A 19,881-nucleotide genomic window follows, 5' to 3' on the forward strand; every position below is an offset into this window, starting at 1 on the left:
GTGCATTAGACGAGTGTCTTAATGTACGATTTTTTCTTTTGTCGATATTGATTATTATTTCATTGACAGAGTCCACAAAAATCATTACTATAATTGTTGCAAAAGTCCACTAAATTGGGGGAGTTATGATCAATATAGATGCTAATATGATAGCGGATATGAGGCGTTTTAATCGGTTCTATACGAATATACTGGGTGTTTTAGATAGACATGTGTTGGATAGCGGATATTCCTTTACTGAGGCCCGTGTCATTATAGAGATCGGGTTGATCGAGCCATGTATTGCGAATACTCTAGTCGAATCTCTTAAAATTGATCGCAGCTATATGAGTAGGATCATTGCTAAATTTTGCAAAGAGGGCTTTCTTGTTAAGGAAAATTCAACGTTGGATAATAGAACAAATCTGATTCGTTTGACTCCTAAAGGAAAGGAGTTCTATAACCAACTGAATGAAAGGTCTGATGAACAAATTCTAAAATTAGTTCAAGGACTTTCAGAAGAAGAGATAAAGGAATTACATGCTTCTATGTTGTTAATTCAGAAGAAATTGGATAATTTGGAGAGGATACAGAATGATACGATTTGAATGCGACTATACCGAAGGTGCTCATGAGCGCATATTAAAGCGACTACTGGAGACTAATGATGAACAAACTCCAGGTTATGGTGTCGACGATCATTGTGAAAAAGCCAGAGCATATATTAAAGAAGCATGTGACTCCCCAAATGCGGATGTACACTTTTTGGTTGGAGGTACACAGACCAATACCACCGTCATTTCTTCTATTCTGCGTCCGCATCAAGGCGTCGTTGCTGCAGTTTCTGGACATATTGCCGTACATGAGACCGGAGCGATTGAAGCTATTGGGCATAAAGTACTTACTTTGCCAAGTGATGATGGGAAAATCCGGGCTGAGCAGGTAAAGGAGCTATATGACGCTCACTGGAATGATGCCGCTCCTGAGCATAGTGTACAGCCCGGGATGGTTTATATTTCCCAACCTACTGAAAATGGAACGATTTATAGCAAATCAGAGCTGGAAGCATTAAGTAGAGTCTGTCAAGAGTGTGGTTTACCACTGTTTATAGATGGAGCCCGATTAGGCTATGGCTTGGTGGCCGAAGATAGCGACGTATCTTTAGCAGATATAGCAAAGCTATGCGATGTATTTTATATTGGCGGGACCAAAATTGGAGCCTTGATGGGAGAAGCAGTAGTCATTCTAAATGATACATTGAAAAAAGATTTTCGATATATGATCAAGCAAAAAGGAGGACTGCTGGCTAAGGGAAGAATGTTGGGCATTCAATTCGAAACTTTGTTTGAAGACGGTTTATACGTTGAAATTTCCAAACACGCTATAGATATGGCAATGCTGCTTCAAAACGGATTATCTGAGCAAGGTTTTTCTTTTCAATACCGTTCTACAACTAATCAGCAGTTTCCGATTTTACCAGATCGTATACTAAAGGCATTGAGTGAAAAATATACTTACTCCTTTTGGGAAAAGGTTGATGATACACATAGTGCAGTTCGATTCTGTACCAGTTGGGCTACGAAGAAAGAAAATGTTGAATTGCTGATTCAGGATATTAAAGCATTGCGATAAAGGTCATAGCAAGATTAATTTATAATTTTAAAGATGTAAAATGACTATGGAATAGCCATACTTCGTTGCATGCATTGCAGCGAAGTATGGTTTTTTTTGTGCATTTTACTTATTCCAAAGCGGCTTGTCTTTAGTTCCATGAAAGAGCAAGTGGATATAAAAATGGAAAAACAAGACAAGAGCGGAGGTATAAAATCGGCGTCTAATTCTTTACACTGAATATCTACCGAACCTGCTTTCGGTACTGAAGAGGGGAGAGCCCAGTTATTTTTTTAAAGATTTTATTAAAGTGGGAAGTATGACCGAACCCCACTTCCTCTGCAATATGCTGGATTTTGTCTTTGGTGGTTCGAAGTCTTGTTTGGGCCGCTCTGACCCTCACTACGCGGATGTATTCGCTGAAATGAAAACCAGTCAACTTTAGAAAGATACGGCTTAGGTAAGCTGGACTGATGAAAAAGCACGCGGCCACTTGTTCGAGAGTTAACGGTTCATTGTAATGATCCTGAATAAAAGAAGAAATTTCCGTGATTTTCTGATGCATGGGATGAGAGGAAACAGGTTCACTTCGCTCGATCGCTTCCGATCGGTGCACCAGAATAAGCATTTCCAGCAGTAAATGCTGTACGCAACGGTCATGCAGAGGCTGCTTATTCCTGCATTCGGTATTCATCTGTAGGAATAAACGTTCAACCTCCACTTGCTCTCTCGCAGGTAAGCGAAGCAACGCGGATTGCTGATACGGAGGCAGGTCAAGAATGTCATGATCCTGCTGTGGGAGAAACGTCGGAGAAAAATGAATCAAAATGCGCTCCGTTTCCTGCAATTGCGTACTGGCGGTAGAGTGCAAGTCATGAGGAAGGATGAATATCAGATCCCCCTTGCGAGCGGTGTATACCTTGCCATTCATAAAATAGATGCGTTCGCCTCGCAGTAAGAGATACAGCTCATAGTTCTCGTGGACATGAGGCCGGGGCATAACTGTGAAACCGGTACGATAGATGTGATGAATGGAGAATTGTTGTTCTCCAATGACATATTTATCTTCTTTCATTTCATTCATGTGCTTCTTCCTTTGCAAATTAAGATAAGTAAGCGCATTCATATACCACCAGTATATATGACAACCTGCCAATGATAAAAGCAGAAAAGATTGATGAAAGGAGGTGAAGGCGCTTCTGAACGTCTCGGATCGTGTTTTTATAAAAATATGCGCTAATGTGGAAGAAAATCTTAGGGAGGAAACAGAATATGAGCAAGCAGCGTACATGGAAAAAGGTGCTATGTAATGTGGTTGTGGGTTCATTGTTGTTGACCTTGTGCCCACCACTAATCCAAGCGGAAACTGCGGTAGGAACAGAGAATGCAAAGGTGTCAAAAGTGGCGACGGATATTCCGGCGTTTCCGGGGGCTGAGGGTGGCGGTAAATATGTTACCGGTGGACGCGGAGGTGAAGTGTATGAGGTTACCACGCTGGCAGACTACGGCAAAGGGGAACAGATAATCCCCGGATCTCTTCGCGCAGCGGTCAGCTCCGATAATCGGACGGTCGTATTCCGGGTGGGTGGAACGATTCATCTCAAGGAGCCACTTAAAATCTTGGGAAACAACCTGACGGTTGCGGGTCAGACAGCTCCTGGCGATGGCATAACTGTAAGCGATTACACAACAGGGATTGATGCAGATAACGTCATTCTCCGTTACCTGCGTTTCCGATTGACCGACCGTTACCCCAGTGAGGATGACGCGTTAGGAGCCAGATACCATAAAAACATAATGATTGATCACTGTTCCTTTAGCTGGTCGGTGGATGAGGTACTGAGCCTGTATGACAACGTCAATACAACAGTACAATGGTCCATTGCGTCCGAAAGTATGCTAATGACCACGCATCAGAAAGGTCGCCACGGCTATGGCGGCATATGGGGCGGACGAAATTCCACCTATCATCATAATTTGTTGGCTCACAATGCAAGTCGTAATCCGCGTTTTCCAACCGATAAAAAACAAATCGACGCTGTGGAAATGACCAATAATGTCATTTATAACTGGGGATTTTTCTCTTCATACGGTGGCGGTGAAGGATCGTATAATGTGCTGAATAACTATTATAAGTATGGCCCCAACACATATGAGGACGTTCGCGGTCAAATTTTTGTAGACGTAGGTAGTAAAAAATATAAAACACGCATCTTTATTGGTGGTAACTACATGTACGGCAATGACTCGGTTACGAAAGACAACTGGCAGCTTGGCACATCCATTGGGTCAATTATTGATCCTTCCACCCGTTTGGCGGAGCCGATTGAAGTCAGAGGGGAATACGACAACGGAATTTCACCGGATGCGTATGGTCCATATCAAGCGACAGATGCACAAACCGCATATACGGAGGTGCTTGCCAGCTCAGGAGCCACGCTGCCAAGAAGAGATGCGGTGGACGCCCGAATTATGAATGATGTGAAGAATGGAACGGGTGCATTTATTAACTCTCCGCGTGAAGCAGGGTGGATTTACGACGATTCTAACGTAACGACGACGGAGCTTTCTGACAGTGACCATGATGGAATGCCGGATGAATGGGAACGTGCCCATGGGCTGGACCCCAAAAATGCAGATGACCGTAACGGTCAGGGGCTTGCCGGCACAGGGACGTATACTCATTTTGTCAAGGGATATACCAATTTGGAGGTCTATTTAAATGATCTTATTGAGAAGCTGTCGAATGGAAATGAGGTGGATAATCCAGAGGCCGTCGTTCAGGTGTCGGATGCAAACGGACGTTCACTAAAGCATAACGATATTTTAGAAGCAGGCAGTGATGCGACCATAACAGCAACAGCCAAGGACAAAGATGGTATTGCTCATGTTGAATTTATCATTGACGGCAAACTTGTTGGTAAAGTAGAGACCGCGCCTTATCATCTCGATTGGAATCATGTAACAGACGGTACCCATAATATTATTGTACGGGTGACCGACCGCAAGGGGACTGCTGCATTTTCCAATCCTGTTACCATTCACGTCAATACGACTGCGCCATCGGGAAGTTGGCTCAGCGAAGAAATTGGCTCTGAGGGCAACGATGGTTATATAAAAGGGCATACTCAGGTCTTAAAAGAAGATGCAAGCGGCAGCAGTATAAGACTGAAGTCAGCGGGAGACGTTGACGGTAAGGCAGATATTTTCCATTATGCTTATCAAAAATGGGAAGGTGACACTGAAATTACAGCCCGTGTGGAACAAATTACCCCGGTGGATGATAATGCCGAAGCGGGTGTAATGATTCGTGAATCGCTGAAGCCTGGATCAAAAATGGCTTTTATGTCTTTAGCATTTGTTAAATATGGCAAACAGGGTATTCTTATCAGTCGTGATCAAACGGATGGTAAGACGAAACGTGCTTCAATGGAGACTTTTATTGCAACGCCATATTCGGTTCGTCTGGTACGACAAGGACAAAAGGTTACCGGCTGGGTATCCGCAGATGGTGTGACGAACTGGGAGAAGGTTGGTGAAACTGTTATAGATGTGCCGAATAATCAGCCGCTATTGATCGGGTTGGCTACCGATGCATCCAAACAACAAAACGATGTATGGAATTACAATACGTCGGAATTCAGCAATGTCACCATCCGCAACCTGACAGACTCAGGAGGGACTCATCCCACTAGTGTGGTGGTAGCGACCTATGGCCCTGCTGACTTTAGATCTCTTCAGGCAGCGATTGACGCAGTCCCTGACGACAGCAACACAAGGACAGTTATCCATCTCAAAAATGGTACGTATCGTGAAAAAATAAAGGTGAATTCCTCCAAAAAAAATCTGAGCATTATCGGAGAAGATCGCGACAAAACGATCATTTCTTTTGATGATACGGCCAAAACCGTGGTGGACGGAAAAGAATTAGGAACAAGCAACAGCTATACAATGCGTGTGCAAAGTCCCGATTTTGTGTTGGAGAATGTCACGGTTGCCAATACAGAAGGAACCGGGCAGGTGCAGGCTGTAGCGTTATATGCCGAAGGCGATCGTGGTAAGTATCACAATGTCAAAATTACTGGCCTACAGGATACGTTGCTTGTGAACCGTGGCAGACAGTATTTCAAGGACAGCTACATCAGTGGCAGTGTAGATTTTATATTTGGCAATGCACCTGCCGTGTTTGATAATTCGATCATACACAGCCTGCGTGCTGGATATGTGACAGCAGCTTCAACAGAAGAGAACAAGCCGGGCTTTGTATTTATTCAATGTCGTCTGACAACAGAAAGTGGTTTGACAGGCAAGGTGGATCTCGGACGGCCATGGCGCCCTTACGCTCATGTTACTTTTTTGAAGACCTATATGGATGAACATATCAAGCCGGGCGGCTGGAATAATTGGGGCAAGGAATCCAATGAGCAGACCGCAAGATTTGGAGAGTTTGACAACTTTGGGCCAGGTGCAGAAAGTAGCGGGCGTGTACCTTGGGCCAAACAGCTTACCGCCGATGAAGCAAGCCAGTACACCGTTGAAGCTGTTCTGAGCGGGACAGATCATTGGGATTGGCGTCTTTAAATTTGATGTTCAATGGTTAAGCGGGGCAAGCGCTTCTAGCGTTCAGCCTCGCTTATTTCTATAGTTTGAGTAGAGGATACATACTTAATTTTCGGCATTGAAGAAACTTGTTTATATGGTAAATGTTTGCTATGTTAAAAGTGCATTTATTTCAAATTGTAATTTATTATTGATTTGGAGGTGTAAGGTATGGCACGTGTGTTAGTAGTGATCACGCCTGCTGAAGGCCATGTTAATCCGACATTAGGATTAGTGAAAAGGTTGGTAGACAGTGGGGAGTATGTTGACTATGTGTGTACGGAAGAATATCGTACGAGAATTCAACAGACAGGAGCACAGATGATAACCTACCCTTTTGTTGATGATGCTTTTTCTAAAGACTCTGATTTAAAGCCAGCAGAATACAAACATCATTATCAATTTGTGTACATGATGGTAAAAGGTATGATTCTTCCGATTATTCCAGAGGTTTTGAGAGTTATTGAAAACAGAACCTATGATTATTTAATCTATGATTCTTTGATGGGCTGGGGAGGCACGATTATTGCTGAGAAGCTAGGAATCCCTGCTGTGTGCTCTATCGCTTCTTTTGCTTTCGTAGAGCCATTGGGATCGGGGCAAGGCATGAATGACAATGATCCGGAGGTAAAGAAGTTGTACACGGCTACGATGCAAATAACGCATCAACTAGCTAATGAACTTCAGGTTGAGGCTCCAGCTATAGAAAAGATTGCTCCTCATGGCGGGCGCTTAAGAATCGTTTATACAAGCCGCTATTTTCAACCGCAAGCTGAAAAACTGGATCACAGTTTTATTTTTACAGGTCCTTCTATTGTACCGCGTAAAGATGCTCCATCTTTCCCGTTCGAACAACTTCGTGTTCTGCATCCACAGGCGGTTTACATTTCGATGGGTACTATTTTGAATAAAGACTTGGAATTTTATAAGCTTTGTTTTGCAGCATTTCGCGATTTGCCTGTGCAGTTTGTGCTGTCTTCAGGCAATTATACAGACATGGAGCCATTGGCCCCGTGTATCCCTGACAATTTTATAATCAAGCCTTATATTCCGCAATTGGAAATGCTTCAGCATGTGGATGCTTTTGTTACACATGCGGGGATGAACAGTACAAGTGAAGCCTTATATTACAATGTACCGCAGGTCATGATTCCTTTAACATCGGATCAGCCAATCGTAGCCAGTCGGGTGCAGGAACTGGGAGCGGGTGTTGTTGTGGATAAAAATAAGCTTACACCCGCTAGTTTGAGAGTAGCCTTATTAGAGGTATTGAGTCATCCAACCTATAAAGAACAGGCTTATGTGATCGGCGAATCATTACGTCAGGCTGGTGGGTATAGACATGCGGCAGATACAATTATGAGTCATTTCTCCACCATAGAAAAATAAGCGCAGTCTATATACTGTGATTCCTTTCTTTTAAAGCAGCAGATTTTTCAAACTCTAATTTCTTCGAAATTGCCAGGAGACCCAGGGAGCAGATGATTAGGGCCAAACATACCCAATAGGTGTTTCGGTAACCCATCCATTGAGCGGTTAATCCGCCCATTAAGCTCCCCACCAGTCTTCCGATAGTTGTCGCATTGGAATATAGCGTCGATGCGTACCCTGGAAGAGAGGGCAACAAATCCTGCATGTAACTAATGCCAATGGCAGAAATCACTGCAACAAAGAAGGCTAGAAGAAGTTGCCCCACGAATAGCTGCCACATCTCCGTAGACATAAGGACAAGGATATAATAGACAACTCCTGTTAATGCCCCTAAAAATACAAGCAAACGGTTGGAGTATTTAGCTGCTAGTACGCCTAGCATAAGCATCAAAGGTATTTCTAAAATGGCGCAAATACTGGATACTAGAGCAACGTCACTCGTGTCACCTTTTAAATTGTGAATGATGAACAAGGAAATATTTAAACTATTCATCCAGTGAGACGTATAGAGCAGAGTAAGAACTGAGAAAGGGATCAGAATCTCAATATTTTTATGTAATGTAATGTTATGAAGTGAAAGTTGATTTTTATGTTTAAGCTGAGCGGGAGGCTGCTGGATAAAAAAGAATAAAAGAACAGCAATGAGAACAAAAATAGAGGTCGTTCCCATAAAGATACCTTTAAAGCCCGTATGTGCAATCAAAAAGGAACCCAAAAGCGGCCCGGTAATAAAGCCGAGAGAAAACATAGACCGAAGCGTTGAATTAGCAAAGGCGTGATCCGCAGATTTACTGCGATCTACTGCTTCACGTGCACTGGCAAATAACTGCGGCATCCCAGGAGCACCAATGGCCGTAAAGATCGTCATATAAACAAAAAGTACATAAAAATTTTGGATTACAAGATATCCTGCAAAGGCTATGGCATTAAATAACGTACAAATCACCAAAATTTGTTTACGATCTAATCCGGTATCAGAACGTTTGGCAATCAGAGAGCTTATCCATATGCCACAAATCAAAGTTACCGCTGTAAACACACCAAAGGTTCCCACAGATACGCCAAGTGTACTTGTAAAATATACAGCTAAAAAAGGTGCGCTGATGGATATAGCCATGCCTTGCAATAACATGCAGATCATGAACAATGGGTAGTTAGGGATAACAAAAAGATTCTGAATACGCTTTAGCATTTCATTTTTACACTCCTTCCGAATACATACCTATCCCAACCAAACTATATATGACTTTAGCATAATTTGTATATTTACATGGTATAAAATATTATATATTATTTTTCACTTTGATGAGCAGGTCAATATACAGGCAAAGATACAGTAACAGGCTAAGCGTCAAACTCTCCACACCTTCAACTACTAACCTAGCTGTGAGATCATGAGATTAACCTGACTGTTCCGCTGTCTTCCGGTAGTCATGATCGTGGGCAAGACAGTGAAGAACAACGTCTATTCGTTCCTGATGATTGGTAGACCGCCCCTTGCTCATAGCTTTCGCTTCCCCATTCCGTACAACTCATAGCGATGTCGCCATTTCACTAAGGTGGTAACGCTGATGTTATGTTTTTTTGCTACTTCCACACGGCTGCTCTGTCCTGCTTTTAACTCCTGTATGATGGCTAGTTTCTCAATCGCATTGTATTCGTTCTTCTTAGACAAAGGAAAACTCCCCTTCAAGTAGCGGTTTATTTATTAAACCTGCCTACTTGAAGGGGAGCATATCAAAATCGGTAGCCTGTTCCGTAATTTATAATAGCGAGGTTACGAACTTCACCTCCGGAAAGCGGCTATCCGGTCCTTTCATTAAGATTCCGCCTTGATTTTTCAGATACCTATCGAAGAAATCCAGCATATAGGCATTGATAACGGAGTTCGCTCTTTCGGGCGCAATCTTTCCTGTAATGCCCAGCATTTTGAAAATCGGAGAAATGAACTGTACGTCGGCAAAATTCAAGTGCTCCGTATTTTCGATATAGAGGACTTGTCCCCCTTCGTTGACCGCTTCGCGCATCCGTTCAAGCTCCAACTTTTTATCTTCCGTTACTTGATCCTCCCACTCTCTTGTTGAGCCCATACGGTTAAGCTCTGCATCCGTGTAGACCCGGTTATCCATCACCATTTTTAATTTTTCGAAATAGCTTTCCGAGTTGATGAACAAAAACGGCTTTCGCAGACCCTCTCTGTCACGCAGTCGATAAAGCCCTCCATCAAGGTCTATTCCAACCGCGATTCGGGGATCGTAAGAAGCGTCATAGGCCGTCGCTCCGCCGATGGAATGACCGAACACCCCGACATGACCGAGATCAATCCTCCCTTTTAGATGACTTGTAATCTGCCCCGATTGGATGAGCTCGAATTGGTCCAGCGCAAACGCCACATCGCCGGTTAAAACTTTTCCCAACTTGTCGCGATTTCCTCTACTCGTCTGGTAATCATGGGCGGGCGAGAATAAGTCGTTGGTTGTGCTGGTCGTGATTCGCCCGTCCGGAAACTCGGTTGCAAATGTATTGTAGGTGTGGTCGATCACTGCCACGATATATCCATGACTCGCAAGATTTTCGGCTTGCGACGTATGGAGGAACCTGGAAGAGCCATTGCCGGGATTCGCAAGGATCAGCGGGTATGAAGTCTGTGCCGAAGAGACTTCGGCCCCCGAATAAGCATGACTGGATACGTACTTCAGGTGTTGAAAAGTAAACCCGGGAAGGCCATAGTCCGCGGCCATATAACGTAAAATCTGGGTATCGGGAATAAAGGGAGCGTACTTGTCGGTGCCAGCTTGAGCCGGATACCATACCTGAACCATCAATTCCCTTTTGCCTGTCGCAGTTTTGCCAAATGTCTCCTCCCGGCTTGGATCGATGAAATGAAAGACTTGCGTGCCTACCTTCAACTCGCCGGTTGGCGCCGGAAAGTCGAATACGGGAAACACATAGAGGAAGCACGCCGTTGCGATTAGCCCAATCACGATAAAAAGGCGGCCCAGCACCCTACGGATTCGCGAGGCAGTCCGAACGACTTTCTGCGTTATGAAAACGTCTATAAGCGAAAGCATAAGCATCAGGATCGTAAATACGTATAAAAATAAAAGCTGAACCCTGTATCCTTCGACAAGCAAATGTATCACTAAAAAAATGGAGCCTGCTCCGCTTGTCAGGAGCAAAGCTGGTCTTCGGATACGTTGATTGATAATGAACAGGAGTGCCAACAAACAAGCACTTGAAAAGAATAGCAGCATTTCAAAAAACCTCACGCCAACTCCCCCTTAAAAATAATCCTATCAATGGATTAGTATAGAGGAGCAGCTAGGTTGATACCATTGATCTAGATGACAATTGCCTAACACTCTTGTAAGGTTGCGCAACGATGGCGCAGAAAACGGCATGTAATGTACTGATTCCTGCCTTTCGGCCGGGGTCCGGAAAGGAATACCCCATCCGCCGCATGTCATGGCCAACGGATGTTGAACAGGTGGGGGGGCTATTTGACGCTTAACGTAACAGGAGTGGGATGTAGCTATGTATGTGGAATTATCCTGTAGGATTTGCTTTAAAGGCTGAACCGATCTACGAACTGCTTGATCAGTTCATTCAATAATCCGGCGGCCTTCGTAGGAAGGCGATGATCAGCTTTCTTAAGGAAAACCAGCTCACTATTTGGTAATTGTTGATGCAATATTTTGGCATAGGGATGAAAGTGCTTATCTTTTTCACCATAAACGAGCAGGACAGGAAGATGGATTTCCCCGAGCCGTGAGGTGCAGTTGTACTTCAAGCTGTATCGATAATATTGTTCGACATTCCTGGGATTTCCCTGCTTCGCATCGTTGAATAACTTACGGAATAAAGATAGCTGTTTCGTTTGTGACCAAGCATTAGAAAGGGCAATCGTACCGATTGTGCCGATTTTGGAAAGAGCAATGCCCAAAGAAATTTTATTTCTTAGTCGCCATTCGTTTACTTCCGACATTCCACTGATAACAATGCCTCCCCATGCCCGATCTGGATAAGTCAAGAGGAATTCAAGTACTATCGAGCCCCCGGTAGAATATCCACACAGAAATACTTTATCAAGGCTCATCCGGTCCATCAAATGTTTAATATCCAGGGCGATGAGAGGGTAAGTAACCGTTTGCTCGGAAGGCTGACTTTTACCGTGTCCTCTGATATCAAAAGCTATAGTTCGAAAATGGGGCGAGAGTCCTTGAATTTGGTATGTGAAATTTAAGCTTGTGAGTACTGGAGGGTGAATGAATAGGATGGCCATTCCTTCACCGGAATCCATATAATGCATGGAGTATTCGTTTATGTTTGTCGTAGTCATGGTTATGCTCCCTCCCTGAATGGTTTGATCTTAAATTTGGCCTATTAGATCCAAAAAATTCATGGAGGTCTAACTTTAATTGCTTGTATGAGATACCTTTGTCCCGATGATCCAATGCAGGAATAATATTTTAAGTACAAGAAAAAAATAAGAAGATCAAGTTTTTCTAAGAAAGGGACACATACATGGGCATGAAAAATAAAGTTACCATTGCAGTAGTGCTAAGTTTATTGTTGTTGATCTTGGGCTGTAGAGCGGACTCCAGTCAACAACTAAAACAACAGAGTGTGAAACCACCTATTACAGTAAATCAAATGAGCAAAAAACCTGTCATTGTGATCTTGATTGATTCGTTAATGGATAAGCCTTTGCAAGACGCGATTCAAGCAGGCCGCGCACCGGCAATGCAATATCTCCTGAAACATGGGCAATATTTCCCGCAGGTAGTGAGTTCATTTCCCACGATGTCTGTGACAATCGACAGTACATTATTAACGGGAACGTATGCAGACCAACATCATGTGCCTGGACTTGTTTGGTACAGCGACCAAAAGAAACGCATGATTCTCTACGGCAATGGTGCCAAAGAAGCCTTGAAGATAGACCAACTGCAAGTATTCTTAGACGCAATTTACCAATTAAACCAAGTTCATTTGAACAAAAAAACGAAAACCATACATGAGGAATTGGATGACAAAGGTAAAGAATCCGCTTCCATCAATGCTGTTGTCTTCAGAGGGAAAACGAAACATGCCTTAAAGGTGCCTGACTTCATAGCGAATAGCAACAGGGTGCCAGAAAAAATGATAGTAACAGGACCTAAATGGTTATCTTATGCAGCTCTGGCACAATTGAATCCGAAAAATAGCTGGAATACTCCTTTGTGGAAAAAATTTGGGATGAACGACGAATTTTCCGCAAAAGATACCGCTTTTCTAATAAGTCAGAAGAAACTCCCAGACGTAACCATCACATACTTTCCAGAGAATGATAATTTGGCGCATAGAAAGGGCCCGACTCAACTGGAGGGAATCGAAAAAGCGGATCAAGCACTGCAAACTGTGTTGAATGCATATGGTTCGTGGGAACAGGCTGTAAACAATGCGACATGGATTGTCATGGGTGACAGTGCGCAAAGCGCTATTTATAATGATCGACAGGTAGCAACGGTTGATTTAAAGTCGCTTTTGAATCATTACCGCATTGCAAAATTAAATCAACCAGTAAGAAACGATGACCAAATCGTGATTTCTGCTAATGAACGGATGGCTTATATCTATGCCATAAACGATGATGTGGAGTTATCCAATGTGGTGAAGTTTTTACAAAATGAGGACAAGCTCGACATTATCGCTATGAAAGATGGTAAAAACAATATTCATGTTACAAAGGGGAAAAAGGGTAAGCTATTTTCTTATCATCCTGGTGGAAAATACACCGATGAATATGGACAATCGTGGACATTGTCGGGCGAAGAAGACCTTGTGGATATTACGATAAATAACAACCGGATCAAATATGGAAAATATCCAGACGTTTTGGCGAGGCTGCACGGGGCAATGTATTCACATGAAGGAAGATATATTGTCGTCACGGTACAACCCGGATATGAACTCGTCGGTGAAAGTTCTCCCACCCACATCGGAGGGGGAGCTCATGGTTCGTTGCATGAAAAAGATTCCCTTGTCCCATTAATTATTTCCAGAACGAATACACGCCCCAAAACACTGCGAATCGTTGATATAAAAGACTGGATTATGCAATTGGTGAACGAATAAGTATTATTGTTCTTGATATTAAAAACGTACTCCATTAGTATATAAGCATACAGTTATATAAATGAAAGGAGGTTACACATTGGAGCAACTTGGTTATGTAGCCGATCATTTAAAGCTACTGGGGGATAAAACCCGCTTGGCTATGCTTTCCCTGCTAAGAGAAAGAGAATGGTGTGTTTGCGAATTTGTAGATATCTTTGATATGTCGCAGCCAGCAATTAGCCAACATTTGAGAAAATTAAAGTCGCAAGGAATTGTAAAAGAAGAACGACGAAGTCAGTGGGTATACTATTCCTTAAATGTAGACGACAAGCCGCATATTCAAGCCGTTCTTAAGCGTATGCCAGACTCCAAGCAGATTTTAAAATGGCTGAATAAAGAGGAGCCGATAGCATCTTGTGCACCGGATTCATCGGCTTGCTGCTCATCCTAAAGGCTGTTCCGTTTATCTCCTTGGGGGATAGACGGTGTTTTTAACATAATTATATGTTTATAAGGTAATGTGATGGAGGTTTAAAACATTGATTTTGTTGGCATGCATTATATTTTTAGCCACTTTAGTGCTGGTGATCTGGCAGCCTAGAAATCTGTCTATCGGCTGGTCTGCTTGCGGAGGTGCCATACTCGCCTTGCTGGTGGGTGTCGTCGATTTGCATGATGTTTGGGAAGTTACTCATATTGTCTGGAATGCGACACTGGCTTTTGTAGCCATTATTCTGATTTCGTTGGTGCTTGATAAAATCGGCTTCTTCGAATGGGCGGCGCTTCACATGGCACGAGCTGCACGAGGAAGCGGAACCCGGATGTTTGTTTATGTGACCCTTCTTGGCGCCGTTGTTGCTGCTTTTTTTGCGAATGACGGTGCGGCCTTAATACTGACACCGATTGTACTGGCGATGGTTCGGGCACTTAAATTGGATGAGAAAATGATTTTTCCTTTTATCATAGCGAGCGGTTTTATTTCAGACACGACGTCGCTTCCGCTTGTGGTCAGCAATTTGGTCAACATTGTGTCAGCCGATTTCTTTGGGATCACCTTTATGGAATATGCGAGTCGCATGATTGTACCTAATTTATTTTCTTTAGCAGCCAGTATAGGAGTACTGTATCTTTTTTTCCGCAAAAGAATTCCGAAAACGTTTGATACGGCACAATTAATCACGCCTGCAGAAGCGATTAAAGATCCAAAAATGTTCCGTATGTCTTGGATCGTTCTCGCGGTTTTGTTCGTTGGCTACTTTGCATGCGAATTTTTTAACATTCCCGTTTCGGTGGTGGCCGGTATTATTGCTATCTTTTTCTTATTGATGGCGCGTAGAAGCCCTGCAGTGCCGATGAAAGAAGTCATCAAGGGCGCTCCATGGGCCATCGTATTTTTCTCTATCGGGATGTATGTTGTGGTGTATGGTCTACGTAATGCCGGTTTGACGGATCTGCTGGCCCATGTGATTCAAGCGGCTGCCGATCAAGGTATGTTTGTGGCCACCATGGGCATGGGTTTTATTGCGGCGATTATCTCGTCGGTCATGAATAACATGCCTACGGTCATGATTAATGCGCTTGCCATTGATGCCACCCATACAACCGGTATGGTCAAAGAGGCGTTGATTTATGCTAACGTCATTGGTTCTGATCTGGGGCCGAAAATAACTCCGATCGGTTCATTAGCCACGTTGTTGTGGCTGCATGTGCTTCGTTCGAAAAACGTGAAAATTTCTTGGGGGACTTATTTTAAGACAGGCATTGTCTTAACCATTCCTACACTTTTTATGACCCTACTGGGCTTATATCTATGGCTAATCATTTCATAATTGAACATTGAAGGAGACGGTAATGATGGAAAAGAAGACAATTTACTTTTTATGCACTGGTAATTCTTGTCGCAGTCAAATGGCAGAAGGCTGGGCCCAAAAATACTTGGGAGACCGTTGGAATGTATACAGTGCGGGCATTGAGGCACACGGCCTTAACCCTAAAGCGGTGCAAGCGATGAATGAAATAGGGATCGATATCTCCGGTCAAACTTCAGATATTATAGATCCTGCTTTGCTGAACAGCGCGGATTTGGTTGTGACCTTGTGCGGAGATGCTGCAGATAAATGTCCTATCACACCTCCGCACGTTCGTCGTGAACATTGGGGATTTGATGATCCGGCTAAAGCACAAGGAACAGAAGAAGAGAAATGGAGCGTGTTCCAGCGTGTACGGGATGAAGTCGGGGCTCGTATTCGGAAATTTGCGGAGACTGGTGAATAAACAAGGTGCACAGCTATAGTATTTCAAACAAGCACGCCTCCTTAAAGAGGTGGTGCTTGTTTGGCGTTTTTTTCCTTCACAGAATACTCTTCCAGCACCTTTGTTTTATCTCCATAGATCCTATCCAAATGATCTTCTCCCCATAAACAAAAACGATCAAGCAGATCTTTAAAATCCAATCCATATTCACTAAGCTCGTACTCCACTTTGGGTGGGACCTGGTTATAAATGATGCGGTGGATGATTCCATCCTTTTCAAGCTCTCTAAGCTGTTGGGTAAGCACTTTTTGGGTGATTTTCGGAATGAGTTGACGAAGTTCGTATGTACGTTTTCTGCCGCTGGTTAAATGATGCAGGATGATGCCTTTCCACTTTCCACTGATGACCTCCAAAGTTGCCTCGATCCCGAGCATATAGGTTTTGGCGTTGTCTTCCATAAACTATCCCCCTCCAATTTATAGTACTAAAAGCACTAAGGAACCTTAAAGTACCTACGGTACATTGAAGTGCGTACTTCACACTTTCATATATATCAACCATAATAGCATCTGTAAACAGGGTACACCAATCACGAGGAGAAAGAAGGTTACGGATACATGAAAGTTCTATTGGTCGTCACGCATCCTAGAGAAGATTCACTTACCCTTGCAGTCATGAATCGTTTTGTAGAGGGATTGAAAGAGAATAAGCACGAGGTAGATATTTTGGACTTGGATCGGGATGGGTTTAATCCGGTATATAGCGCGGCAGATGAGCTGAATTGGAATACGCCTCATAAACAGTATGCTCCTGAAACGCGGAAAGAAATGGATAGAATTGCAGCTGCGGACGCTCTGGTCTTTGTGTTTCCTCTATGGTGGTACAGTGTGCCTTCCATGCTAAAAGGGTATCTGGATAAAGTGTGGAACATAGGTTTACTTCAGGAATTTACGAAGAAGCAGGTGTTGTGGATGTGCTTGGCGGGAGGGACGAAAGAACATCTGATCAAGTATGAATATCACGATTTGGTTACTAATTATTTGAATAAAGCCATTGCTGGTTACGCAAGAGTAAGAGAGTCCAAGGTGGAGTTCTTCTATGATACTTTGTCCGAGTCGAAAGAATACATTGAAGGTTTACTGGAGCACGCTTATCAATTAGGTCGGGCATATAAGTGAATTTTATTCTGATAACAATGGGAAGTTAATATTATTAAAAAAGGGTTAAGGCTCGTTAGACGGCACTTAACCCTTTTTTATTTTACAGACGAGACTCTATCCTTTTATAGGCTCGTGCATAGGTGCTGACGGTGCCCCTTGCATAGATAACCCGCGGCCAGTTGTGTTTGCTGGAACAACGGGATGTGGCGATCCCTTTTCAGAAGCAGAACCCGCAATTTGCTTGGCCAGCTTCTGTTTCTCCCACAGGGCTCTGGCGATCACCAGCATGGAGAGTACACCCACATATAGTAACAGAGAACCGAGTTCGGGAAGCATCTCCTGCAAAGGTGCACCACGCAGACCCATGGTGCGCAGGAATTTGTACATCCATACAAAGGGGAAGAAATCACCGATTTGAATCGCTAAAGGTGGAAACAGTGATCTGGAAAGAACAGCCCCCGATAGAACAAAAGCAGGCATGAGTATCATCACCATTCTGCCAATGGCTATTCCCGGATGTGCAGCGCCCCATGCAACCAGGACATTGATACAAACGGTACCGAATACATACAGGACAACTGGAATTATAAAGAGAATTGGATTGGCCTCGAAACGGCCTCCTCCAAACACTTTAAGCATCCCGAGAGAGAAGATCAAGCCAGCCGTCGAGAACAGCGTATAAGGAAGCATACGCAGCAGGATGTTGAATGGATTTTGCAGCTCAGCAGCCAGCCTCTTGGAAACCCGGAGTCTGGCGACCAGAGGTAAGCTATTTATATTCAGTATCATAAAAGAGAACATACAAGTGAATGCAAGTATCGTCGTATTCTGATAGTCATTAGTTGGATTAAACAGGGAACGCACTTCCAAGGCGATACCATTGAGGGCCCCTTGAGCCTGTTCTGCGTTCATCCCGGTTTTCAACATAGCTGGAACAGACAATTCCATATTCTCGGAAACGCTAATTTCCTGCATAGCTGTACGAATCGAAGTAATAGATTGAACATTGGTATTATCGAGAATGAGACCCATGCGGCTGGAAAGGGAGCGATTGTGATTATCCTCTAATCCATGCGGCAAGGAAATAACAGCCAAATATTGCTCGTGATAAAAATACTGTTCAGGGTTGTCCGTATACGAAACAATCTCAGCTACGTTCATATACGGGGAAGCATCTATTTTCTGAATGAACTCACGGCTGTAAGCTGTGTTATCTTGATCCACTACTACCACGTTAGCGTCGTTAATTTGGCTGCTTGGGAGCAACAGTGAATACCCCAGTACAGCAATCAACGGGAAGATAATAGCTATGATCGGATACTTGGAGTGAACCAGATACGACCATTCATCACGAAGAGATTTCATTTGTATTCACCTCAACTGTCATGCCTGGTAGCAAAGCTGCTTCTCTTGTTACATATACACGTACCTGGAATGTAGCGGTATCTGCTTCTCCTTTTTCACGGGACATCTTCACATTAGCGAATTGTGGTGCAGCAGTTACATAGCGTACCGTACCTTTCAGGTCCTTATTGAGACCAGAGATATGAGTTTTAATTTCTTGATTGGCCTTGAATTTCCCCGCTTGTTCTTCATTCACATAGAGATCGTAATATAAATCATTGGTTTCCAGGGTAATCACAGGAGCCCCTTGCGCCACATTTTCGCCGACTTTGGTACTAATCGAAGTAACCTTGCCATCCTGTGGTGCTTTTAACACCAAGCGTTCTTTTTTGAGCAGCAACGTTTTAAGCTGAACTTCCTGTGTGTCTTTTTGTTGCTTTAAGAGGTCAATAGCCAGCTTCTGATCTGCCAACTGTTGACGACTCTGCTGAATGGTTTCCAGCTGGGTCTTGGAACGATCGACGGACAATTGGGCACCGCGAATTTCTTCCTCGGCTTGTTTTACCGAAACGGCTGCTTGTGTCGTCTGTTCACTGGCCTGCATACGTTCTTCGGAAGTGGCACCATGAAGTAGTTTTTGAAGAGACTCTTTTTGCTGGCTCAACTGATTTGTCGCTAAAGTCAAAGAGGATTCGGCATCATCCAACGCTGCTTTGGATGCACTTCCTGCATCATAGAGTGCTTTATTACGCTTATAGTTGGTCTGCGCCGTCTGAACGTTTTTGGTGGCTGAAGCTACGGCAATTCGTTGCTGCTGAACATCTTCAGCCCGAGCCCCGTTATTGACCTGTTGTTCCGCAGCAGTGGCTTGACGCTCAGCCGCTTGTGCCCGCTGCAATGCCGCCTGACTTTTACGCTCAGTCACTTGAGCTTGCGCGATATCTAGCTGTGCCTGTTTTTCCTGAGTTGCTGTTCGTGTATACCCTAAATGGATGGATTGTTGTTGTTGGCTGATTTGCGTATTGAACTGGGCGATTTGTGTCCGCAGCTGGTCAATTTGCAGATCCACATCTGTGGAATCCAAAGTCATAAGGACAGTTCCTTTTTTCACCTTCGTTTCTTCTGTTACCGGGATGTTCAGGATTTTGCCTCCTACTTGTTCAAACGATACATGAATGCTATCCGCATTTAGTGTTGTGCCTTTAACGGATCGAGAAGCATTGACTTGATCTTGTCCGTTGGTCTGGAGCAGGAATCCCCCGCCGATAAGACAGGCAATAGAAATGAGAGGGATGATGAGGCTGGTGACTTGTGTGCGATTCATCAGTAATACACTCCTTAAATTCATAAAATGAGTTAAACATAGACTTGAATAAATATCCTGGTATGTACATTTTATTTATTC

General features: G+C 43.6%; 18 protein-coding genes. 10 read left to right on the top strand and 8 right to left on the bottom strand.

Annotated elements, in window-relative coordinates; translation table 11 throughout:
- Positions 1 to 125: 125 nt before the first annotated feature.
- Together NLX73_RS19070 and NLX73_RS19075 are read left to right on the top strand one after the other, a co-directional pair.
- Positions 126 to 587: a MarR family winged helix-turn-helix transcriptional regulator gene (locus NLX73_RS19070; RefSeq protein ID WP_025718002.1), complete on the top strand. Its 462-nt coding sequence runs from the start codon at positions 126 to 128 to the stop codon at positions 585 to 587.
- The gene (locus NLX73_RS19075) at positions 574 to 1,611 is read left to right on the top strand and encodes a threonine aldolase family protein (protein WP_254327029.1); all 1,038 of its coding nucleotides are present in this window, start codon (positions 574 to 576) and stop codon (positions 1,609 to 1,611) included. Before NLX73_RS19070 ends, NLX73_RS19075 begins: the two co-directional genes overlap by 14 nt.
- A gap of 223 nt (positions 1,612 to 1,834) precedes the next feature.
- Here the strand turns inward: NLX73_RS19075 and NLX73_RS19080 are convergent, their stop codons facing one another.
- Positions 1,835 to 2,674 (bottom strand): helix-turn-helix transcriptional regulator, encoded by an 840-nt coding sequence (locus NLX73_RS19080; protein WP_254327030.1) that lies wholly within the window; start codon positions 2,672 to 2,674, stop codon positions 1,835 to 1,837.
- Between the two features lie 188 nt (positions 2,675 to 2,862).
- On the opposite strand from NLX73_RS19080, the gene NLX73_RS19085 reads away from it, so the two are divergent.
- Positions 2,863 to 6,171 (top strand): pectinesterase family protein, encoded by a 3,309-nt coding sequence (locus NLX73_RS19085; RefSeq protein ID WP_254327031.1) that lies wholly within the window; start codon positions 2,863 to 2,865, stop codon positions 6,169 to 6,171.
- A gap of 189 nt (positions 6,172 to 6,360) precedes the next feature.
- The gene (locus NLX73_RS19090; protein WP_165179267.1) at positions 6,361 to 7,578 is read left to right on the top strand and encodes a macrolide family glycosyltransferase; all 1,218 of its coding nucleotides are present in this window, start codon (positions 6,361 to 6,363) and stop codon (positions 7,576 to 7,578) included.
- A 7-nt stretch (positions 7,579 to 7,585) separates the two neighbouring features.
- Here the strand turns inward: NLX73_RS19090 and NLX73_RS19095 are convergent, their stop codons facing one another.
- The 3 genes from NLX73_RS19095 to NLX73_RS19105 form a co-directional block, all read right to left on the bottom strand.
- Positions 7,586 to 8,812, bottom strand: a complete 1,227-nt coding sequence (locus NLX73_RS19095; protein WP_165179268.1) for a sugar efflux transporter — start codon at positions 8,810 to 8,812, stop codon at positions 7,586 to 7,588.
- A gap of 309 nt (positions 8,813 to 9,121) precedes the next feature.
- Entirely contained in the window at positions 9,122 to 9,295 is a 174-nt protein-coding gene (locus tag NLX73_RS19100) for a helix-turn-helix domain-containing protein (RefSeq protein ID WP_231109398.1), read from the bottom strand.
- Between the two features lie 88 nt (positions 9,296 to 9,383).
- On the bottom strand, positions 9,384 to 10,889 hold the full coding sequence (locus tag NLX73_RS19105) for an alpha/beta hydrolase family protein (protein ID WP_165179269.1): 1,506 nt from the start codon (positions 10,887 to 10,889) through the stop codon (positions 9,384 to 9,386).
- A gap of 113 nt (positions 10,890 to 11,002) precedes the next feature.
- Between NLX73_RS19105 and NLX73_RS25020 the strand changes: the two genes are divergently transcribed.
- Positions 11,003 to 11,131, top strand: coding sequence for a hypothetical protein (locus NLX73_RS25020; protein WP_274597351.1), 129 nt, complete (start codon positions 11,003 to 11,005; stop codon positions 11,129 to 11,131).
- A 54-nt stretch (positions 11,132 to 11,185) separates the two neighbouring features.
- Here NLX73_RS25020 and NLX73_RS19110 read toward each other — a convergent pair whose 3' ends face one another.
- Positions 11,186 to 11,959, bottom strand: coding sequence for an alpha/beta fold hydrolase (locus NLX73_RS19110; protein WP_069290455.1), 774 nt, complete (start codon positions 11,957 to 11,959; stop codon positions 11,186 to 11,188).
- Between the two features lie 185 nt (positions 11,960 to 12,144).
- On the opposite strand from NLX73_RS19110, the gene NLX73_RS19115 reads away from it, so the two are divergent.
- The 4 genes from NLX73_RS19115 (at position 12,145) to arsC (ending at position 15,993) form a co-directional block, all read left to right on the top strand.
- Positions 12,145 to 13,737, top strand: a complete 1,593-nt coding sequence (locus NLX73_RS19115; protein WP_165179270.1) for an alkaline phosphatase family protein — start codon at positions 12,145 to 12,147, stop codon at positions 13,735 to 13,737.
- A 79-nt stretch (positions 13,738 to 13,816) separates the two neighbouring features.
- The gene (locus tag NLX73_RS19120; RefSeq protein WP_165179271.1) at positions 13,817 to 14,170 is read left to right on the top strand and encodes an ArsR/SmtB family transcription factor; all 354 of its coding nucleotides are present in this window, start codon (positions 13,817 to 13,819) and stop codon (positions 14,168 to 14,170) included.
- Between the two features lie 88 nt (positions 14,171 to 14,258).
- Complete coding sequence (locus tag NLX73_RS19125; protein ID WP_302055486.1) at positions 14,259 to 15,548, top strand: arsenic transporter; 1,290 nt, start codon at positions 14,259 to 14,261, stop codon at positions 15,546 to 15,548.
- 25 nt (positions 15,549 to 15,573) lie between these two features.
- The gene (gene arsC, locus NLX73_RS19130) at positions 15,574 to 15,993 is read left to right on the top strand and encodes an arsenate reductase (thioredoxin) (RefSeq protein ID WP_134902902.1); all 420 of its coding nucleotides are present in this window, start codon (positions 15,574 to 15,576) and stop codon (positions 15,991 to 15,993) included.
- A gap of 41 nt (positions 15,994 to 16,034) precedes the next feature.
- Here the strand turns inward: arsC and NLX73_RS19135 are convergent, their stop codons facing one another.
- Positions 16,035 to 16,430, bottom strand: a complete 396-nt coding sequence (locus tag NLX73_RS19135) for a winged helix-turn-helix transcriptional regulator (protein WP_254327032.1) — start codon at positions 16,428 to 16,430, stop codon at positions 16,035 to 16,037.
- Between the two features lie 159 nt (positions 16,431 to 16,589).
- Between NLX73_RS19135 and NLX73_RS19140 the strand changes: the two genes are divergently transcribed.
- A complete protein-coding gene (locus NLX73_RS19140; protein WP_254327033.1) occupies positions 16,590 to 17,150 on the top strand; it encodes an NAD(P)H oxidoreductase in 561 nt (186 codons plus the stop codon).
- A gap of 96 nt (positions 17,151 to 17,246) precedes the next feature.
- Here NLX73_RS19140 and NLX73_RS19145 read toward each other — a convergent pair whose 3' ends face one another.
- Positions 17,247 to 18,497: an ABC transporter permease gene (locus NLX73_RS19145; RefSeq protein WP_254327034.1), complete on the bottom strand. Its 1,251-nt coding sequence runs from the start codon at positions 18,495 to 18,497 to the stop codon at positions 17,247 to 17,249.
- Positions 18,481 to 19,800, bottom strand: a complete 1,320-nt coding sequence (locus NLX73_RS19150) for an HlyD family secretion protein (protein WP_254327035.1) — start codon at positions 19,798 to 19,800, stop codon at positions 18,481 to 18,483. The genes NLX73_RS19145 and NLX73_RS19150 overlap by 17 nt, the downstream gene beginning before the upstream one ends.
- Positions 19,801 to 19,881 lie beyond the last annotated feature (81 nt).

This window comes from Paenibacillus sp. CH40 (assembly GCF_024213605.1).
In the GTDB taxonomy this organism is placed as follows: Bacteria; Bacillota; Bacilli; order Paenibacillales; family Paenibacillaceae; genus Paenibacillus; species Paenibacillus polymyxa_B.